The organism is Ureibacillus sp. FSL K6-0165 (assembly GCF_038004285.1).
Lineage (GTDB): Bacteria > Bacillota > Bacilli > Bacillales_A > Planococcaceae > Ureibacillus > Ureibacillus thermosphaericus.
This window is the reverse complement of record NZ_JBBOQS010000001.1, coordinates 1,544,122-1,562,702: the sequence shown is the minus strand read 5'-3', so window position 1 is coordinate 1,562,702 and position 18,581 is coordinate 1,544,122. Positions and strand designations below refer to the sequence as shown.

The window sequence follows — 18,581 nt, the reverse complement described above, 5'->3', positions numbered from 1 at the left end:
CCCGCGGGAAAGCTTTACTTTAATATTGCTTTCATCGCAGATAAATTGCGACGAAGCGAACACGGCAGGAACTTTCCTTTCGCTTAAATCAGATTAGAATAAGAGTGTCTATCCCTTATTTAGCAAAAGGCAAGCTCGCCAAAATCCCGTTGTAAAGTTTCATACAAACAAAAATGACGACTGTTATAAAAAAAGACCAAAAGAGTATTTCAAAGGCGATTAATCCAATCATCCCAGATAAAGACATATATTGGCTCATTTTATAGATTGAATAGACGAAAAAACAAAATAGTGATAATGCAAAAATGATTATTAGTGCAGTAAAGGATTGGATAGCAAAGGCGCTAATAAGACTTCCGATAAAGAAAAGTACATATCCTCCGCGTGCTGCTTTAACAGCACCACCTTCTGAATCCTTTGAAAAAAACAACATCCCTATTTCGTGAATCGTTTCTCCAATCAATTTTAAAGCTGAAAACAGCATGAAAAAGCAAAGGAAGAATACAAACAATAATAGCATCCGAATTTCTACTTCTGTTAGAAATTCTCGCATGCCATTATAGATTCCAATAGATTGAAAAAGTTGAATAGACTTACTTACTGTAAAAATTCCAAAAGTTAGACTATACAGAATAATTGAAAATAATGGTAAATAACCATATAAGTATGGATTTTTCATTGTACTTTGCCTCGTTTATTGTATTTTCCTACCATATCATAACAAAAAATCTCAATCTATCAAGAAGGAGGGAGCGATTAACTCCCGTCCTCTCACACCACCGTACGTACGGTTCCGTATACGGCGGTTCAATTAAGATAATTGACGCAAGTTTTCATAACGAGCTTCAAGACTTTCCAACCCTTGGTTTCTCCAATAGGAGTTACCAAGGGTTCTGTGTAATATTGGACTATTTGAAATACGCCAATAACTCTTCCGAGTATTTCCCCATTCATACGCTTGCCATTGTGGTACGCCAAGCTGAATAAGGTTGCGTATCTTTGTTTTCGGTTTCTTCCAGTTCTTCCATAGACACATTCGAAGTCTTCTACGAATCCATTTATCTAATTCAAGGAATATAGATTTGGTGTCTGCTAACGCAAAATATCCACACCATCCCACTAGATATTGATTCAGTTTCTGAATGCGGTATTCCATCGGGTAGGGCATCTTGCGTGATGTGATTTCACGAACTTTATTCTTCATTCGTTTAAGGCTTTCTTTTGCGATACGAACCTTTGGCTCTTTATGATAGGTAAAGCTAAATCCTAGAAACTTACGTTTCCATGGACGGTCGACCGCTGATTTCTTTTCATTTACTTTCAGTCGTAGTTTTCCTTCAATGAATCGTTGAATGCTTGCCATTGTGCGAAGTCCTGCTCGTTTACTTTTCACGTAAATGTTACAGTCATCCGCATATCGAACGAATTTGTGTCCTCTTCTTTCCAATTCTTTATCTAGTTCATCTAGTACAATGTTAGATAGTAGCGGACTTAATGGTCCTCCTTGTGGAGTTCCTTCTAATGTGCTTGACACCACACCATTAATCATGACTCCCGATTGTAAATACTTACGAATCAATTTCAGTAATGGTTTATCTTGGATTCTCTTCGCGAGTGTACCCATTAATCTGTCATGGTTGACCTTATCAAAGAATTTCTCCAAGTCCATATCTACAACCCATCGATGTCCATCTCTTATATATTCTTTCGCTTTCCTCACCGCATCATGGGCACTTCGGTTTGGTCTAAATCCGTAGCTGTTTTCAGAGAATGTAGGGTCATACACTTTTGAAAGTACTTGGGCGATTGCTTGTTGAATCAAACGGTCTGTTACGGTAGGGATTCCTAGTAAACGAACACCGCCGTCAGGTTTCGGGATTTCGACTCTGCGGACTGGCATTGGTTCATAAGTTCCCTTGAGAATTGCCTCCTTAATAGATAGCCAGTTTTCGACTATGTGCTGTCGTAGGTTTTGTACGGGCATCATATCTACTCCGTGGCTTCCTTTATTCTGTTCTACACGTTTTAGTGCTTGAAGCATGTTCTCCCGTGACAGGATTTGATTCAAAAGCATCGTTATTCTCCTTCCGTGAATAGCTGTTCTCTTTATGCCAGTGGTCACTCCACCCTCCAAGAGGTCCCCCACGGGATTCACCGCTTCCTTCCTCAAGTGAGGTACTACGTTTTCTGTGTTCATCATGACTCACTGAATGCCAAGGGCTATTCTCTCTTAATTGTTCGGTCCTTCTTAGTAGTTCTAAACCAACTAATACTATGACCTCTGCTGACTTCTGACGGTTCAGCTACTTATCACTAAGTAGGTTATGAAGCGTACTTCACATATCCGCCAGACCTCCCCGGGTAAGTACATGCACTTTCACACCATCTATCCGCCTCATTTACTCGATATGACCTTCGACAGAAAGAGCTTTGTTTTGTTTTGCAAACTCACTCAATCATACCTAGCCTTATATGAGGTTCGTGTTCCTCGGACCGGTGTTTTGCCTCCAGCTTCCTTCAGATTCCGCGTCACCACGGACACCCTTGCTCTTGGCTAACCTCTACTTCTGTCTTCGGGGTTCGGGACTTACACCCTATAGTTCATGTACATGCCGGGCGCACAAACAAAAAGGAGTGCGATTAAACGCACCCCTTTTTTAATAACGGCGGAATGGCGGGTAAAACGGAGGGTAGTATGGATAGTAAGGATAATATGGATAGTTAGGTGGATAATAAAATTGCTGTGGATAAAAGACATTTCCTAATAATCCACCTAAAAATCCACCAATAAACGGATAGCCAAAGTTACTAAATCCATCACGATGATGGTATCCAGGACGTTGATAATGGCGATAACCAGTCATAGTAAACCTCCTTTTCTTTGATAACATATGTAAGAAAAAGAGGCGAAGCTATGTGAATTGCCTAATGTGAACATTTATCATATATGAAATGTAAAATCTTTGATAAATGTCGCAAGTGTTCTAACCATCACACCTGTTGCACCTTTTGGCCCCAACTCATGGGGTTTTGTAGTATCAGATGTCCCGGCAATATCTAAATGAATCCAAGGTGTATTTTCTACAAATTCTCCAACAAATCCACCTGCAAATATCATATGTCCATCGCTTCCAGGAGAGTTATTTAAATCTGCAATTTGTGAATCACGGATGCGTTTTTTATCCCTTTCAGTAAGCGGCATGCCCCAAACAAATTCTCCAGTTTTCACACTTGTTTCAATAAAAGCATCGAAAAACGCTTCGTTATTCGATAATGCGCCCGTTTTATCATATCCTAAAGCTGTGATGACCCCGCCTGTTAACGTAGCCACATCAATTAAATAATCGGCTCCTTGTTGTTTTGCATAAGTGACTGCATCGGCTAAAACGAGGCGGCCCTCTGCATCGGCATTTTTAATTTCCACCGTTTTTCCACTGTAAGTCGTGATGACATCATCAGGTTTAAAGGCATCTCCTGAAATCATGTTGTCAGTTGCTCCAATAACTGCGACAACATTCTTTTTTGGCTTCATTTCTCCAATAATTTTCATGGCTCCAAGTACCGATGCAGCTCCCCCCATATCTCCTTTCATGCCTACCATTCCAGTTTTCGATTTGATGGAGTAGCCTCCTGTATCATAAGTTACTCCTTTTCCAACTAATCCAATTACGTCTTTCCATTCTTCTGTTCCCTTATATTTTAATGTAATAACTCTCGGTTCATTCGTTGAGCCTCTATTTACCGCTAAAATGCCTCCCATTCCTAATTCTTCGAGTTGTTCCTTATTTAATATTTCTACTTCAAAGCCATAGTTGTTTGCCAAATTCACAGCATATTCCGCTAAATCAGTTGCTTTCAATATATTCGGTGGCAAATTCACCAACGTTCTTGCTTCATTCACTGCATCTGCATAAATCTTTCCGAGTTTGTAGCTTTCAACAATTTCATCAATATCTGCATTCGTAACGAATTGAACTTCATCCAAATAAACTTCCGGTTCATTAGAAGTTGTTTTATAATGGGGAACTTGATAAAAACCCATGCCACTCCCTTCAGCAAATAAAAACGCAATATCTTTTTCTTGAATAGGATCTGCTGTAAAAGATTCTAACCAAATCGTAAATCGATTCGCTTTCATCTCCCGAAGTTTTTTGCCCACTAATCCAAATGTGTCTCGCAATTCATTACGCGTTAATGTTTTCGTATCACCTAATCCTACAAATAATATTCGTTGTAAATGTTCATTAGCTCCCAAATAAGGAATCTTTGTTAATTTTTTGCGCTCCGTTTCGATATCTCCCGTACGAATCCATTTTTCAACATGTTCTCCGTAAAATGATACGAATTCTTTCCATCCTTTAATATGGTCGCAGTTTTTTTGAACTCCCACAATTAACAATTCAGTTGATATTTGTTCAAAGGATTTTCTCTCTTTTTGAATAATCATCTTTAACCTCCAAATAGAATTCATCGTATACGAGCTTCAATATATCTATCCACTATAAGTATAACCCAATTTTTATTAAGAAGTGGACTAGTATCATGAAGCCAAAATTGCTTTGAAGTTCCTTTTATTTGTCTCATATCCTAAACAATTTCGCTAACAAAAAAATTAAATAATTAAGAAATTTTTTACTTCAAAACGTTAATTGTTGTATATTAGTTATGCTATACTTATGGAAAGACGTGAAAGGAAGGGTTTTTACGGTTTGGCAATATTTCAAAACGCACCATTACTTCTAGCGATAATCTCAATTTTTTTTGCACAATTTATTAAAGTACCCATACATTTTTTGTTTACAAAAGAAATTAACTGGTCTCTTTTAACGTCTACAGGCGGCATGCCTAGTTCTCATTCAGCTGCAGTGACAAGTCTTGCTACTGCAATCGGATACGAGACCGGTTTTGACTCACCTGTATTTGCCATTGCTGCATTGTTTGCTGGAATCGTAATGTATGATGCTAGCGGCGTACGATATCAGGCAGGTCAACATGCAGCTATGTTAAACAAGATACGCCAAGAGTTAACCATATTCTTTAGGGATATGAAACATTGGACTGATAAACATGAACATGAAAAACACGAAGAATTAAAAACATTGTTAGGTCATAAGCCGAATGAAGTATTATCTGGTGCCATAACTGGTATTCTAATTTCCTTCATATTTTATTCTTTCATCATATAAAAAGGATATATCCAAAAGCGTCTTTCACTTTTGGATATATCCTTTTTTAAAACATTCGATAACCGTTCTTTCTTAATATAATCATAACAATACCCGCAACAATTGTACCTACAAATCCACCAGACAAAATGGCGATATCCACCACTTGAAGAGATAAAACTTTATCCCACAAAGCAGGCCATGCGACAGTAGGTTTGAATATATAATCTAAAAAACTCACTTCATCAATAATAAAAATAACGACAATCGGATATAAGATCGTCATTAACCATGTCATACGAAGAAGCATATTTAATAAGAAACCGATTCCAAAAAACATAACAAAAAATAGTACAATCGAGATCACTAATTGAACAATTGATACAGAACCACCCATGTATGTATAACCTCCATTTTCCTTTACCTAGTTTAACCTAATTAAGTTGTCCTTTCAAATGGAAAAACAAATCATTATTAAAATTAAAAGTCTAGCATTCCAACTATAGAATGCTAGACTTAAATTTATGTTATACCGCTTCTCCTACCGCTTTACCATTTACAAATCTTGGACTATTCCATAGATTAATCCATGATTTAATAGCCGTAATCACAACAACAACACCTAAAATCAACATTATGACGGATAATATGCCATTTAATACAGAATAACCAGATGCTGCTGGATTCCAGTACACGTTTTTGATCATCCAAATTCCTGCAACATTTACTGATATATATAAATATACTAATGGAATAATACAAGTTAAAACATAAATCCGTTTTGTTGCAATTTTTAATACAACCGTTGCACCAATAACTAATCCAATGGAAGCCATTAGCTGGTTAGATACACCGAATAACGCCCAAATTGGTCCAATTTCACCTGTGTACAGTAAATACCCCCACATGAAACACGCTAAAGCACTAGCAATGATTGTACCAGGCAACCAATCTGTCCGTTTTAACGGTTTGATGACATCTCCTAAGAAATCTTGAATTAAGTAGCGGGCTACACGAGTACCTGCGTCGATTGCAGTTAAGATGAACACCGCTTCAAACATGATGACAAATTGGTAGAAGTAACCGCTCATTTCTGTGAACCATGGCACTCCAGTAAAAATTTGTGTCATCCCTACTGCAAGGGATACGGCACCGCCCGTTCTTCCCTCTAAATCAATACCTATCGCTTGTGATAATTGAGGTAAGTTGACAACTTCCATTCCTAATGTGGTAAATACTGCTGGAGCTGCATTGATTGCGAAATAATCAGCAGGATGCAAAGAAGTAGCTGCAACAAGCGCCATTACCCCTACTAAACTTTCGACTAGCATAGCTCCAAATCCTACAACGCGAATATCTTCCCATTTATCTAACATCTTAGGCGTTGTTCCAGATCCAATGAATGCATGGAAACCAGAAATGGCACCACAAGCAATGGTAATTGAAACAAATGGCCATACAGGACCTGCAATGATTGGCCCTCCACCATGAATAAATTCTGTTACTGCTGGGAATTGAATAACAGGGTTAACGAAAAATACCCCAATAATTAAAGCTATAAATACCCCAATTTTCATAAAGCTTGATAAATAATCCCTTGGTGCAAGCAAAAACCATACCGGCAATGCCGCAGCAAAAAATGCATAAATCGGTAAGATCAACGCCAAAGTTTGGCGATCTAACGTCAACCAATCACCAAGCACTGTTCCTTGAATATACGGTCCAACAAAGACGCCGATCATTAATAAAATGAATCCAACCGTAGATGTTACAACTAAGTTACCAGTCTTTTTATAGGCAATCCCAACAAGCATAGCAATTGGGATTGTAATTCCTACTGCAAAAGTTCCCCACGGATTTCTTTCTAATGCACCAAGCACTACCATGGAAAGACCAGCCATTGTTATCGTAATGATGAATAACATAGCAAGACCTGTACAGAATCCTGCAACCGGCCCCAGCTCCTCTTTCATCACTTCAGAAAGGGATTTCCCTTTTTTGCGCATGGATGCAAATAATACAACGGCATCATGTACTGCTCCACCAATCACCGCACCAATTAACAACCATAGTAAACCTGGTAAATATCCAAATTGTGCAGCAAGTACAGGTCCAACAAGCGGCCCAGCTGCAGCGATTGCGGCGAAGTGATGTCCGAATGCTACCCATTTGTTCGTCGGCACATAGTCTTGCCCATCGTTTAATTCATGGGCAGGTGTTGGTGTTTTTTCATTGATTAACAAAACTTTTTTTGTAAAAAAATAACCATATAATCGGTATCCAATCACGAGTATACAGATGGCACCGATTACAATAGAAAGTCCATTCATAAAATTCCCCCATCCCTTAGTATTTATTTCTTGGAATAACTACTAACAGAATCGATTTCTATTTTAAAATAACCCCCTTGTCCAATCCCCCTTTAGAAATTGTTGAAAATGTAATAAACAATATGAAATTTCTTTTGTAATAGTATAAAAATTACAACTTTTACAAAAAAATATTTTTTTATCATTATTTTATATTTTTTCAAAAAAATCAATCTCTTTTTTTTTTTACTATACTATTATCCTATTCTTTGATTTATTCAATAAAGTTTCAAAGATTACTTGTTAAAAAACACACGATAGGATGTATATTGAAACCAATCTCCTGGATTAATCCCCTCATTTTTTGATAGCTGATGCTGAATTAAAGTATCACTTGCCATGTTTTGTAGCATGATGGAAGCTTCTCCGCCAGTTAATAATTCCTCGACAGAAAGCCATTTGGCGTCAATTAGTTCGCGTTCTTGAATACAAATCGGTTGCTCTTCATTAATTGGTTTACAAGCAAAAATGGCCATATTATCACTTACTTCTCCTCTTATAACCCCCGTTCTAAATCCAACCATGCCGGTTACGATACAATCAATCCCAGTCTCTTCTTTTACTTCCCGGAGTGCTGCTTCATCAGCAGTTTCACCTAGTTGCACAAATCCTGCTGGAATTGACCATACTCCTTTTAATCCACTATATCTCTTTTTTACAACGAGCCATTTTCCATCTGAATTGACAACAACAGCTCCTGCACCTAACCATACTTTTCCTCGTTCTTTTTTCATATATACTCACCCTTTGTTTAAACTTACCACTATTTTACAACGCTTATAGCTATTTGAATATATCTATAAAACTTTCAGCTATCTCCTTATTTGGTAGTAGCACCTAGTTCACTTAAAAAAATTCATAAAAATAGGCCGCCAGAAATTTCTCTTCTAGACAGCCCAATTAATATAAATCGTTTTAACATTCTTCCGGTGTGCCAGTAACTTTCGCTGTTCTGAAAGATGAACCGCAACCACAAGATGCAATGGCATTCGGATTGTCGATCGTAAATCCACCGCCCATTAACGACTGTTTATAATCAATTTTTGTCCCCATTAAAATAGGGGCATCTTGTTGTGATACTAAAATTTTAATTCCGTGCTGTTCATCGATATAATCATCTTCATTTACATTTTGATCAAAATTCATGCCATAAGTAAGACCACTACAACCACCACCATGAACAGCTAAACGTAAATAAGAACTTTCTTCCTCATTATGTTTTGCCATCTCTTTTACGCGAAATGCAGCTGCTTCTGTTAATTCAATAACTCTTTTTTCTGCACTCATCCGAATCACCTTCCTTAAACAATATAATAACAGTGCAATCATGAATATGACAATGAAACTGCTTTATACACATTATTGTTAAACTCATTTATTGAATCTGCCAGTATAATAGTCTTATAACCTACTGCTCAGGAGGTAGTATATTATGGAAAACCATACAGAAATCTCCCCTTTTTATGTAAAAAAAGTAGTTTGTATTTTTTGTGAAAAAAAATTTCCTACCCTAAAAGTTCGTTCCAAGTTCGTAAAAGTTGAAAATACTGAAACTGATTTTCGTCCCATTTATTCTGATTCGAATGTCAATCCTTTATACTACAATGTATTTGTTTGTCAACACTGCGGCTTTTCCTTCACCGAAGATTTTTCTAAATATTTTGCACCAGGTACACGGGAAAAAATTCAAGAGCAAATTACGAAAAAATGGGTTCCACACAGCTTTAGCGGTGAACGTACAATAGCCCAAGCAATACAATCATATAAACTCGCACTCGTTTGCGGTAATTTAAAAAATGAAAAATTCATTGCAAGAGCAGGTCTTGCTCTTCGAATTGGCTGGCTATATCGTACTCTTCAAAATAAAGAACAAGAAATACGTTTTTTAAAAATTGCCAGAGATTTATATATGGATTCTTACTCAACAGAAGACTATTTAAGCACTGGAATGAGCGGAATCCGTGTTATGTACTTGATTGCTGAACTTTCACGAAGAATCGGGGACATATCAAATGCAACGAGATTCTTCTCAAGAGTAATAGAAAATCAACGACATGGTGGAGAACCTAAAATAATAGAAATGGCTAAGGAACAATGGAAAATCATTCGCGAAGAGCGAAATCAAGGAAATGTAATTACTGAATAAAAAAACGGTGTACTCACTATTCATATTAAATAGAAGAGTACACCGTTTTCAATTAGTTTAGTCGTTTTTCAATTAGAAAACTTGCTCTACTTCAACAATACCAGGTACTTCTTCTAATAATGCGCGTTCGATGCCGGCTTTTAATGTAATTGTAGAGCTTGGGCATGAACCACATGCACCTAGTAAACGTAATTTTACAACGCCGTCTTCCACATCAATTAATTCGCAGTCTCCACCATCGCGTAGTAAGAACGGGCGTAATTTATCTAAAACTTCTTTTACTTGTTCAAATTGTTCAGTATTTGTCATATTCCTCGACTCCTTTCATTAAAATTATTATAATGTGAACAAGAGAAAAAATCCATTATTATCGTAACGAAAGGTGTAATAATATGAATAAAAATATGCCAATTATTGAAGTTTTTGGTGCCGACGTTCTTTGTGCAAGTTGCGTTAATGCACCTTCATCCAAAGACACTTACGAATGGTTAGAAGCAGCGATTAAACGGAAATATCCGAATCAACCATTTACAATTCGCTACATTGATATCAACGAACCGCTAACAGATAAACGGGATCAAGAATATGCTGAACGCATTCATAATGATGAATATTTTTATCCTCTAGTACTTATTAACAATGAAGTTGTCGGAGAAGGATATATCCAAATACAGCCGGTTTTTAAAGCTTTAGAAAAATTAGGTTTTGAGCCTAGCGAGTAATATTAACATACGTTTTCTTCACGTTAAAAATTCGCAAGTATTACAAGGAAAATACTTGCGAATTTTTCATTTAGTTATCGTTTTGACGTTTGTACATCCAAAGCAATCCTGACTTAAGTAAACGTGCAATTCTACCTGTTACCGTTGTATCCGCAATATAAACAAATCCTTGTTTCTTCCCTAAAGATCCCATAAATCCTTTTAATTTGATATCTGGCATTTTTTCTGGTAACGCTTCACCTTTCCAGCGATGTTTTAACACACGAACAATTCGTTCAGCTTGTTCTTCAGCAAGTTGTGCACTGGCTGGCAAATCAGATGAAGCACAGTCTCCTACAACGAAAACATGCTCATCATCAACGAGATGGAAATATTGGTTGACAAGTGGTCGACCTTTATTATCTTTTTCAGCATCCATTTCTCGAACAATTTTCACCGGACGCACACCAGCTGTCCAAACAATGGCATCTGCTTCAATTACTTCATCATGATTATAGATTTTTCCAGGTTCCACTTTTGTAATGTTAGATTCTGCAACGATTTCTACATTATTTTTTTCAAACCACTCTTTTACATACTTACTTAGTTTTTCAGGGAATGAACGTAAAATACGAGAAGATCGGTCAAACAATTTAATTTGTAAATCTGAGCGACTTTCTCTTAATTCACTAGCAATCTCAATACCACTCAATCCTGCTCCTACGATTGCAACGATAGAACCTGGAGGTAAGCCGCATAACATTTCAAACGTTTTGCGAGAGTTTGCTATCGTTTGAATGCTCAATGTATACTCCTCTGCTCCAGGTACACCATGATAATCATCTTCACAGCCTAGACCGATTACTAAATCATCATATGGGATAACCGTTCCATCTTGTAAATGAACCGTTTTTTCCTTACGATCAATTTTTGTAATTTCTCCGTACACCTTTTCTAATCTTGGATGTTCAGGAAAATCAACTCGTACTTTTTTGTCAGTTGTTGTCCCCGCTGCAAGTGCGTAAAACTCTGTTTTTAAACTATGGAACGGATTGCGATCAATTAATGTAATCATCGTATCTTCTGGAATTTGGTTAGGTAGCAATCGAAGCAAAATACGCATGTTGCCATAACCGCCGCCTAGTAATACAAGTTTTTTCATAGAAAACTCCCCTATTTTTTTATTGCTTGCAGTTCACTAAATTTACACAAACATTAGTATATTACATTGTGAGAGATTTCACAATAGTTTTTTGTGAAAGGATTCACATAAAGTTTATTTCATTGACGAATGTAAAATTTAAGAGTAGGATTTTTTTGAGTGAGGTGAACCTTTGTGAATCCGTTAGTAGAATTTTGTATTTCGAATTTAGCAATGGGCTCTCAAGAAACATATGATGTATTGGAAAATGATCCAAATATAGATGTTCTTGAATACGGTTGTTTAAGTTATTGTACAATGTGTTCAGAGAAGTTATATGCTCTCGTCAATGGAGACATGGTTGAAGCTGATACTCCTGAAGAATTGACGAAAAAGATTTATGAATATATTAAAGACAACCCTCTTTTTTAATCATGTCATCATTTCGTTTAGATACAGATTGAAAAATGGCCTGACCAAAAGTACAAACTTTTTGGTCAGGCTCAAATATTTACTATGAATATTTTTAAGCTGTCTCTACGGTAGTCAGGTGGCCACATCAAATGCCCCCTCTCGTCGCATTTTATATGTGATAAATGCAAGTTATAAAGGAGTACCGCAGAAGACAACTAGCTATAACGTATATCTATCATTTATTATGACAAATTTTTGTTACGCTTATAATTCAAATTCACTTAAATCATTAATGCAGTAAGTTGGTTGTACCCCTTTTTCTTTAACTTTCTCCGTATTCACGACACCCGTATTGACATGAACAGTATCGCAGCCAAAGCGAATACCACATAAAATATCCGTATCGTAATTATCTCCAATCATTAGCATCTCATTTTTGTTATAGCCATATTCTTGCTGTATCATTTCTAGCATAACTGGCGACGGTTTCCCCATAAACATTGGTTCCACATTAGAAACTTGACTAACGAGTTTAACAAAAGAACCGTTCCCTGGATGGAACCCTTTTTCTGTTGGGAATTTAATATCTTCGTTCGTTCCAATTAAGGTTGCTCCATTTTGAACAGCAATACAAGCTTTCGTTAATTTTTCATAATCAATTTTTCGATCAATTCCCATTACAACTACATCAGGATTTTCTTCCACTATGTCAATTCCTTCTTGTTGAAGTGCATAACGGATTCCATCCTGGCCAATAACAAATACTTTAGCTTGTCCAAAATGCTTTTTCACATATTTTGCAGTCACTAATGAACTTGAGTAAATTTGTTTTTCAGAAACGTTCAATCCGAACTGCTGAAGTGTTTGTTTAATTTGGGAAGGAGGTTTCGACGAATTATTTGTTACAAAAAAGTAATCTAACTGTTTATCTTCTAATTGATGGATGAATTGGATGGCAGTAGGAATAACTTCTTTTCCACGATATACTGTGCCATCTAAATCAAAACAGTACGCTCGATAGTGCTTCATCAACGATCCTCCGGTAAAAATGCGGACACTGGTCCTAATTCATTTTCCAAATATTGCGTTACTTCTTTTGAAAATGTTTTTAACGCTGGTAATGTATTTTTTAACACTTCATAAACCTTTTCAATTTCTACTTGTGTAAATTCACGGACGATATTTTTGCGTAAACTGATTAATTCTTTGAATGGCTTTTCTTTTTCACTTGCGATAACTTTTTCATCAATCAAAATGTCAATAATATCGTCATAGCTGCCAGGATCTCTCATAATAAAACCGTCAATCATCAAGTTTCCAACGTCGATGACTGATTCAATTGCATTATGTGTAATGCGTTCCAATGCTAATTTTGTTATATCATCTTTTAACCAATCTTCTTTCTGTTCAAAAATGGAGATGATTTCATCTAAATATGATAAAGTTCTCGTAATTTTATTTCTGTCAACAAAATACATGACAAATGCCTCCAATTCAAAAAGTTGATAGTTTTCCCGCTTCTATAGTAACATATTCTGTAGTATTGGAAGGAGACCAAAACAGCGATGGAACGATTTTTCTTATATGATGATATAGAAGATACAAAGACAAGATTTGTCAGCTTTACTGGAAAAAAACTTCGCTATGATTTAGCGATTATGCAATCGACACGTTTTTATGGAAAAGTTCTTGTTTTAGATATGCAATTTGGCCGATTTGCGATTATCGGACCAGATGATTTAGAAGAACCTGGCTATTTAGAACATGTTTTTAATAAAACAGAAGAAGAGGCTGAAGATTTAAGAGAATATTTAATGGAATTATTGTCATAATCAATAAGCCATCTCCAACAAGGGAGATGGCCTTCATTTTCTTATTTTATTTTGTCGTGAGAATACCCCTGCGGAGCTGATACAAGCTTTTCTTGTGGGACTCGGCCAATTTTTCTTAAAATAAAATATGCACACCCAAAATTACAATACTCAAATAAATAATCTTGAACGGTGCTAATTTTATTATCAAAGGTAGATTTTTGATTACGATCATCAAAAAATCCTTTTAATCTAAGTTGACCATATCCCCAATCTCCGACGATATAATCATACTTCGCTAATACGTCCGTATATCGATTTATAAATGCCTCGTCTTGAAAACCGTCACGATAATTTTCAATTAACTCATAGCCAATTCCTTCGACTACAATCACCCAAACCCCTCCAATTCTACGACTAGATCACTTTTTATTTCATTACATCTCTGCTTGGAGTTGTCTAGTTTTCGTTGCTTCATTCACTTGTTCATCCGCATGATAACTACTACGAACTAAAGGACCTGCTTCACAATGTTTGAAACCTTTTTCCATCGCAATTTTTCGAAGTTTTCCAAATTCTAGAGGTGAATAATACTTTTTAACTGGTAAGTGTTTTTTCGTTGGTTGTAAATATTGTCCGATTGTCATGATATCAACATTGTTAGCAAGGAGATCATCCATTACTTCTAAAATTTCATCCCATGTTTCACCGAGTCCGATCATTAAAGAAGATTTTGTCGGAATATCCGGTTGCATTTCTTTTGCTCGGCGCAAAAACTCTAGTGAACGGTCATACGTTGCTTTAGCACGGACTCTCGGAGTAAGTCTTCGAACAGTTTCGATATTATGATTCAAAATATCTGGTCTTGCATCCATGACAATGCGTAAATTGTCCTCTACCCCGCCTAAATCAGAAGGTAGGACTTCAATAGAAGTTTGCGGTGATTTACGTCGAATGGCGCGAATTGTTTCAGCTAATATGCTTGCTCCGCCATCTTTTAAATCATCACGCGCAACCATTGTGATTACGACATGTTTTAAATTCATAATTTTTACTGAATCAGCAACACGTTCTGGTTCTTGTAAGTCCAGCTCATTTGGAAGTCCCGTTTTAACCGCACAGAATCTGCATGCTCGGGTACAAACAGCCCCCAAAATCATCATCGTTGCCGTTCTTCTCTCTCCCCAACATTCATGAATGTTTGGACAACGTGCTTCTTCACAAACAGTATGCAAGTTATTTTCTCGCATTAATTTTTTTAAATCTCGATATTCTTCGTTCGTATTTAACTTTATTTTTAACCATTCGGGTTTCCTTAAAATTTCTTTATTGCTCATTTCGTATCAGCCCCTATCAATTAAGAAAAAATAGTATAACCTACTTGTCAATATATCATGTTAATGCTTTTGCAACAACTAACAATATCGATAAAGTTCATTAATATTATTTTCTATTATTATTCATATGGAACAGGGACTTCAATAGAAGGTTGTGCACCATCTCCACCGTTTGTATAAATATTTGGAACTTGGCTTCTAGTTAGTCCAATTGCGACTGGAATCGTTTGTTCTACAGTAGCAGTTTTACTAGCAAATGGCACGATGATTTGGACATTTACTTTTAAGCGAATGTTCACTTCTACAAGTGCATTATTGATTCCAAACTCTGTTATGGTTGTCGCAACATCACTCGAAACATTTCCAATGATGTGAAAACGTATTGGCACTTTAGGTCCTAAGTTACCTAATAGGGGCAGATTTAACGCTTGAGCAAGTGGAACAAAAAAGACAATGCCGTCCCCTCTTTGAATTTCCGAAACATCATATTCTACATTTTCTAATTCAGGAAGCTGGGACAAGTCTCCCCTTTCCGCCATTTCTAGATGTTCTTTTACGAGGGCTGTCGTTTCCGCGCGGACTTGGTTAATAATTTCAGTATTAAATTTCGTTGTCAACATGTAGTCTGATTCCGTAGGCAAGTCCTCAATTATTTCATTCACATCTAGCACGCTTGAAGTTCTTGCATTGATTGCCTTACTTACTACATGCGAGGCGATTTTATATGTTTGTACTTCAGCATAATCTAAATAGGTTGGCATCAATCGAGAGTTTAAAAAATATAAAAATAATATCACAGTGAATACAAAGCTCATAAGAAATAATGCAAAACGATTTGCTCTTTTTTTTCGTCTATTCGGTGACCGAATCATCATTCTACGAGGTTTTCGTGAAAACAAAAAATCTCCTCCTAGCTAATTTTATGAACAGGAGGAGATGACTATTCAAGGCTGTAAATATTCAGTATCTACTCTTAATATCTCAACTTGCGGAAATTCTTCTAAATTTAAAAGATACGTAGACTTTAATAACATACCGTTTTCCTCAAAAATGCGAACATAGGGACGGGAGGATTGTTTAGTATTTTGTTTTGCAACGATTCCCCTTCTTCCATCCGATAAACAAAGAACCGTTCCATTTGGATAGTGTACAACACTTTTAATCAAAGCATCTACCACTCGTTTTTCAAAAAGTGTGCCACTATCAGATTCAATTAGGTCAATTCCTTCCGAAGGCAACATTTTATCGCGATAAACCCGATTAGATGTCACCGCGTCAAAAACATCGGCCACGGCAATAATCTTTGCATATGGATGAATTTCATTGTCTACTAATCCTCTTGGATATCCACTGCCATCCAAACGTTCATGATGTTGCAGGGCACAATGAGCAACTAATAAAGAAACCGTATGTAAATTTCGTAAAATATTGAACCCGTAACGGGTATGTAGTTTCATAATGGCAAATTCTTCATCAGTTAATTGTCCAGGTTTATGTAAAATTTCGAGTGGCAGCACCATTTTACCTACATCGTGTAATAATGCGCCAATTCCAATTGTACGTAAATCTTCATACGGGTATCCGAGTTCTTTCGCTATTGCAAGAGAATAAAGGGTTACATTAAAGGAATGTTGGAACAACGCTTCATCATAAAGATAAGTATCCGTTATTATCGTTAACATTTCATTATTGCTAAATATCGTTTTTAACAAATCATCTACTAAAAAATTCAACTTTTTTGATTGCTTATCTAAAACAAAAGCCGCATCACGACTATTTAATCCTTTCATTTGACGGAAAGAACGCTCAATATTCGATACAGCTTTTGCTCTGAGTTCTAGGGGTACCGTCTCTTCCACTACAATGTCCTTGGAAATTTCATCTTCAATATATATATATTGAATGTTCATTTGCTTTAATCTTCGTATAATGCCCTCGGTCATTTTTACATGTCGCTGCACTAATGGGTGTCCTGATTCGTTAAAAATTGCTCTCCCCATTATCATTCCTGGTTTTGCTGCATTAATAGAAATGAGTCGCATAATAATGTTTACCCCATTCTGCCGATTTCAGTATTCCAAATTATATTATATAGCCAGTAATATCATTTAGGAACATTTTAGTAAAAATTTTCAATTTAAATACCGTTTACAATAATCTATTAAAACGTCCCTCAAAAAATATGGTAAAAAATATTTCTTTTTCGCATATTTAAAATTAGGGAAAAAATATCCAAAAGTAAACATATCAAGCGTCGCTAATTGATATGTTCGATTTAAGTCACTGACTTCTCCTTTTACAATTAATTCCCGATTTTTGTTTACCGAAAAATCATACGTTAATATTTTTCCAAAAATTAATCCTCTAAAACCTAATCCTTTTAACTCAAGTTGTGACCACTCATCATTCTTCGCTTGAAGAAACACTTCCTTCAATTGTCTACCAGTTATTTCTACAACACATAAGTTAATGGGATGGGGTAAAATTCGATGAATATCATATTTACTAATATTACCTTTTTTCAAGCCATCTAAAAATATTCCTGCATTAAACATCGCACAATCGGCACCCGTATGTTCCAATACTGCTTTTGCAAAAAGCCTAGAAATTTGGGAATGATGAAACCATTCTTTATTATAACTTTTCGTTGTTTGGAAAATCGTTTCGCTCATTAACTCCTTGCCAGTGCTCGATAACTGTTCTAGAAACTCCACTTCCCCGTCAATTTCAGGTAACAATGCATTATCAATAATCTTTTCTTCTTTCCGAATAATTTTTCGCTCGCGGTGATCAAATTGAATCGTTAAGTGTCCAGTATATGCCCCGAATTTACCACAACCAGTGAGCAAAACACCATTTACCATTTTACCTGTTTCAAGAAAGTGGTGAGTGTGAGAACCAAAAATTACATCTAAATCTGGACAATCTTGAGCCAATAATTCATCTTCCGTAATTCCTAAATGAGATAAACATAGTAAGATATCGACTTGCTCCCTAAGCTGTTTAACAATAGAAATTATCTTTTTTCTCGGCTCTACAATATCCCATTGAAGTTCTTTATAAAACAATTCATAAAAAGCTGTAGCACCAATTACACCTATTTTTGTTCCGTATTTAGTCTCTAAGATTGTATATGGTTTTAGCCATTTCGGATTTTCTCTATTTGCTGCCTTTAAATTAGCGACAACTACTTCAAAATTTGCTTCATCATACAAATGATAAAGTTCGTCAAAATCTAACGTAATTCCTTCATTATTTCCGATTGTAACGACATCATATTGAGCTTCATTTAATAGTTTGACGTTCCCTAAACCGAGCGTTGCTTCGGTATATATATTCGAACGATCTAAATGGTCGCCAATGTCAAATAAAAAACTAGGTTCTCCACGTTCTGCGTAGGCAAGGCGTTCTTTTCGAATGAAAAATTGAGAACGCAACCAATATTCGAAATGGCTATGTAAATCATTTGTATGATAAAAATGAATCGTTTCTAGCAA

22 protein-coding genes are annotated in these 18,581 nt (G+C 36.2%); 5 read left to right on the top strand and 17 right to left on the bottom strand.

Annotated elements, in window-relative coordinates; translation table 11 throughout:
* Nucleotides 1-115 precede the first annotated feature (115 nt).
* The 4 genes from NST00_RS07725 to NST00_RS07710 all read right to left on the bottom strand — a co-directional run bounded on the left by NST00_RS07725 (nt 116) and on the right by NST00_RS07710 (nt 4,447).
* Nucleotides 116-679: a DUF5366 family protein gene (locus NST00_RS07725; RefSeq protein ID WP_016839495.1), complete on the bottom strand. Its 564-nt coding sequence runs from the start codon at nt 677-679 to the stop codon at nt 116-118.
* A gap of 132 nt (nt 680-811) precedes the next feature.
* Nucleotides 812-2,074, bottom strand: coding sequence for a group II intron reverse transcriptase/maturase (gene ltrA / locus NST00_RS07720; RefSeq protein ID WP_340710165.1), 1,263 nt, complete (start codon nt 2,072-2,074; stop codon nt 812-814).
* Nucleotides 2,075-2,657: 583 nt separating this feature from the next.
* The gene (locus NST00_RS07715) at nt 2,658-2,864 is read right to left on the bottom strand and encodes a hypothetical protein (protein WP_016839303.1); all 207 of its coding nucleotides are present in this window, start codon (nt 2,862-2,864) and stop codon (nt 2,658-2,660) included.
* Nucleotides 2,865-2,941: 77 nt separating this feature from the next.
* Nucleotides 2,942-4,447: a leucyl aminopeptidase gene (locus tag NST00_RS07710; protein ID WP_340709832.1), complete on the bottom strand. Its 1,506-nt coding sequence runs from the start codon at nt 4,445-4,447 to the stop codon at nt 2,942-2,944.
* Between the two features lie 262 nt (nt 4,448-4,709).
* Between NST00_RS07710 and NST00_RS07705 the strand changes: the two genes are divergently transcribed.
* Nucleotides 4,710-5,186, top strand: a complete 477-nt coding sequence (locus tag NST00_RS07705; RefSeq protein WP_340709831.1) for a divergent PAP2 family protein — start codon at nt 4,710-4,712, stop codon at nt 5,184-5,186.
* A gap of 46 nt (nt 5,187-5,232) precedes the next feature.
* Here NST00_RS07705 and NST00_RS07700 read toward each other — a convergent pair whose 3' ends face one another.
* The 4 genes from NST00_RS07700 to NST00_RS07685 all read right to left on the bottom strand — a co-directional run bounded on the left by NST00_RS07700 (nt 5,233) and on the right by NST00_RS07685 (nt 8,821).
* Nucleotides 5,233-5,562 carry a YuiB family protein gene (locus NST00_RS07700; RefSeq protein WP_016839300.1) on the bottom strand — a complete coding sequence of 110 codons (330 nt, stop codon included), beginning with the start codon at nt 5,560-5,562 and terminating at the stop codon, nt 5,233-5,235.
* Nucleotides 5,563-5,692: 130 nt separating this feature from the next.
* Complete coding sequence (locus NST00_RS07695) at nt 5,693-7,495, bottom strand: carbon starvation CstA family protein (RefSeq protein WP_340709830.1); 1,803 nt, start codon at nt 7,493-7,495, stop codon at nt 5,693-5,695.
* A 275-nt stretch (nt 7,496-7,770) separates the two neighbouring features.
* Nucleotides 7,771-8,268: an NUDIX domain-containing protein gene (locus NST00_RS07690; protein WP_016839298.1), complete on the bottom strand. Its 498-nt coding sequence runs from the start codon at nt 8,266-8,268 to the stop codon at nt 7,771-7,773.
* A gap of 181 nt (nt 8,269-8,449) precedes the next feature.
* On the bottom strand, nt 8,450-8,821 hold the full coding sequence (locus NST00_RS07685) for a HesB/IscA family protein (RefSeq protein WP_016839297.1): 372 nt from the start codon (nt 8,819-8,821) through the stop codon (nt 8,450-8,452).
* 145 nt (nt 8,822-8,966) lie between these two features.
* On the opposite strand from NST00_RS07685, the gene NST00_RS07680 reads away from it, so the two are divergent.
* The gene (locus tag NST00_RS07680) at nt 8,967-9,680 is read left to right on the top strand and encodes a DUF2225 domain-containing protein (protein ID WP_340709829.1); all 714 of its coding nucleotides are present in this window, start codon (nt 8,967-8,969) and stop codon (nt 9,678-9,680) included.
* A gap of 72 nt (nt 9,681-9,752) precedes the next feature.
* On the opposite strand, the gene NST00_RS07675 is transcribed toward NST00_RS07680, so the two are convergent.
* Nucleotides 9,753-9,989 carry a NifU family protein gene (locus tag NST00_RS07675; RefSeq protein WP_016839295.1) on the bottom strand — a complete coding sequence of 79 codons (237 nt, stop codon included), beginning with the start codon at nt 9,987-9,989 and terminating at the stop codon, nt 9,753-9,755.
* Between the two features lie 83 nt (nt 9,990-10,072).
* Here NST00_RS07675 and NST00_RS07670 point away from each other — a divergent pair, with 83 nt between their 5' ends.
* On the top strand, nt 10,073-10,402 hold the full coding sequence (locus tag NST00_RS07670) for a YuzD family protein (protein ID WP_016839294.1): 330 nt from the start codon (nt 10,073-10,075) through the stop codon (nt 10,400-10,402).
* A gap of 70 nt (nt 10,403-10,472) precedes the next feature.
* Here NST00_RS07670 and NST00_RS07665 read toward each other — a convergent pair whose 3' ends face one another.
* Nucleotides 10,473-11,543, bottom strand: a complete 1,071-nt coding sequence (locus NST00_RS07665; RefSeq protein ID WP_016839293.1) for an NAD(P)/FAD-dependent oxidoreductase — start codon at nt 11,541-11,543, stop codon at nt 10,473-10,475.
* Nucleotides 11,544-11,717: 174 nt separating this feature from the next.
* Between NST00_RS07665 and NST00_RS07660 the strand changes: the two genes are divergently transcribed.
* Nucleotides 11,718-11,954: a YuzB family protein gene (locus NST00_RS07660; protein WP_016839292.1), complete on the top strand. Its 237-nt coding sequence runs from the start codon at nt 11,718-11,720 to the stop codon at nt 11,952-11,954.
* A 246-nt stretch (nt 11,955-12,200) separates the two neighbouring features.
* Here the strand turns inward: NST00_RS07660 and NST00_RS07655 are convergent, their stop codons facing one another.
* Both NST00_RS07655 and NST00_RS07650 read right to left on the bottom strand, forming a co-directional pair.
* Nucleotides 12,201-12,965, bottom strand: coding sequence for a TIGR01457 family HAD-type hydrolase (locus NST00_RS07655; protein ID WP_096551680.1), 765 nt, complete (start codon nt 12,963-12,965; stop codon nt 12,201-12,203).
* Nucleotides 12,965-13,414: a DUF86 domain-containing protein gene (locus NST00_RS07650; protein ID WP_168411993.1), complete on the bottom strand. Its 450-nt coding sequence runs from the start codon at nt 13,412-13,414 to the stop codon at nt 12,965-12,967. The genes NST00_RS07655 and NST00_RS07650 overlap by 1 nt, the downstream gene beginning before the upstream one ends.
* Before the next feature lie 87 nt (nt 13,415-13,501).
* Here NST00_RS07650 and NST00_RS07645 point away from each other — a divergent pair, with 87 nt between their 5' ends.
* Entirely contained in the window at nt 13,502-13,768 is a 267-nt protein-coding gene (locus tag NST00_RS07645; protein WP_016839289.1) for a DUF3055 domain-containing protein, read from the top strand.
* Between the two features lie 41 nt (nt 13,769-13,809).
* Here the strand turns inward: NST00_RS07645 and NST00_RS07640 are convergent, their stop codons facing one another.
* The 5 genes from NST00_RS07640 to NST00_RS07620 all read right to left on the bottom strand — a co-directional run bounded on the left by NST00_RS07640 (nt 13,810) and on the right by NST00_RS07620 (nt 18,581).
* Nucleotides 13,810-14,142, bottom strand: a complete 333-nt coding sequence (locus NST00_RS07640; RefSeq protein ID WP_016839288.1) for a YutD family protein — start codon at nt 14,140-14,142, stop codon at nt 13,810-13,812.
* A gap of 42 nt (nt 14,143-14,184) precedes the next feature.
* Entirely contained in the window at nt 14,185-15,084 is a 900-nt protein-coding gene (gene lipA / locus NST00_RS07635; RefSeq protein ID WP_016839287.1) for a lipoyl synthase, read from the bottom strand.
* A gap of 119 nt (nt 15,085-15,203) precedes the next feature.
* Nucleotides 15,204-15,959, bottom strand: coding sequence for a sporulation protein YunB (yunB, locus tag NST00_RS07630; RefSeq protein WP_026019140.1), 756 nt, complete (start codon nt 15,957-15,959; stop codon nt 15,204-15,206).
* 69 nt (nt 15,960-16,028) lie between these two features.
* On the bottom strand, nt 16,029-17,126 hold the full coding sequence (locus NST00_RS07625; protein WP_016839285.1) for an HD-GYP domain-containing protein: 1,098 nt from the start codon (nt 17,124-17,126) through the stop codon (nt 16,029-16,031).
* Nucleotides 17,127-17,216: 90 nt separating this feature from the next.
* The gene (locus NST00_RS07620) at nt 17,217-18,581 is read right to left on the bottom strand and encodes a bifunctional metallophosphatase/5'-nucleotidase (protein WP_016839284.1); all 1,365 of its coding nucleotides are present in this window, start codon (nt 18,579-18,581) and stop codon (nt 17,217-17,219) included.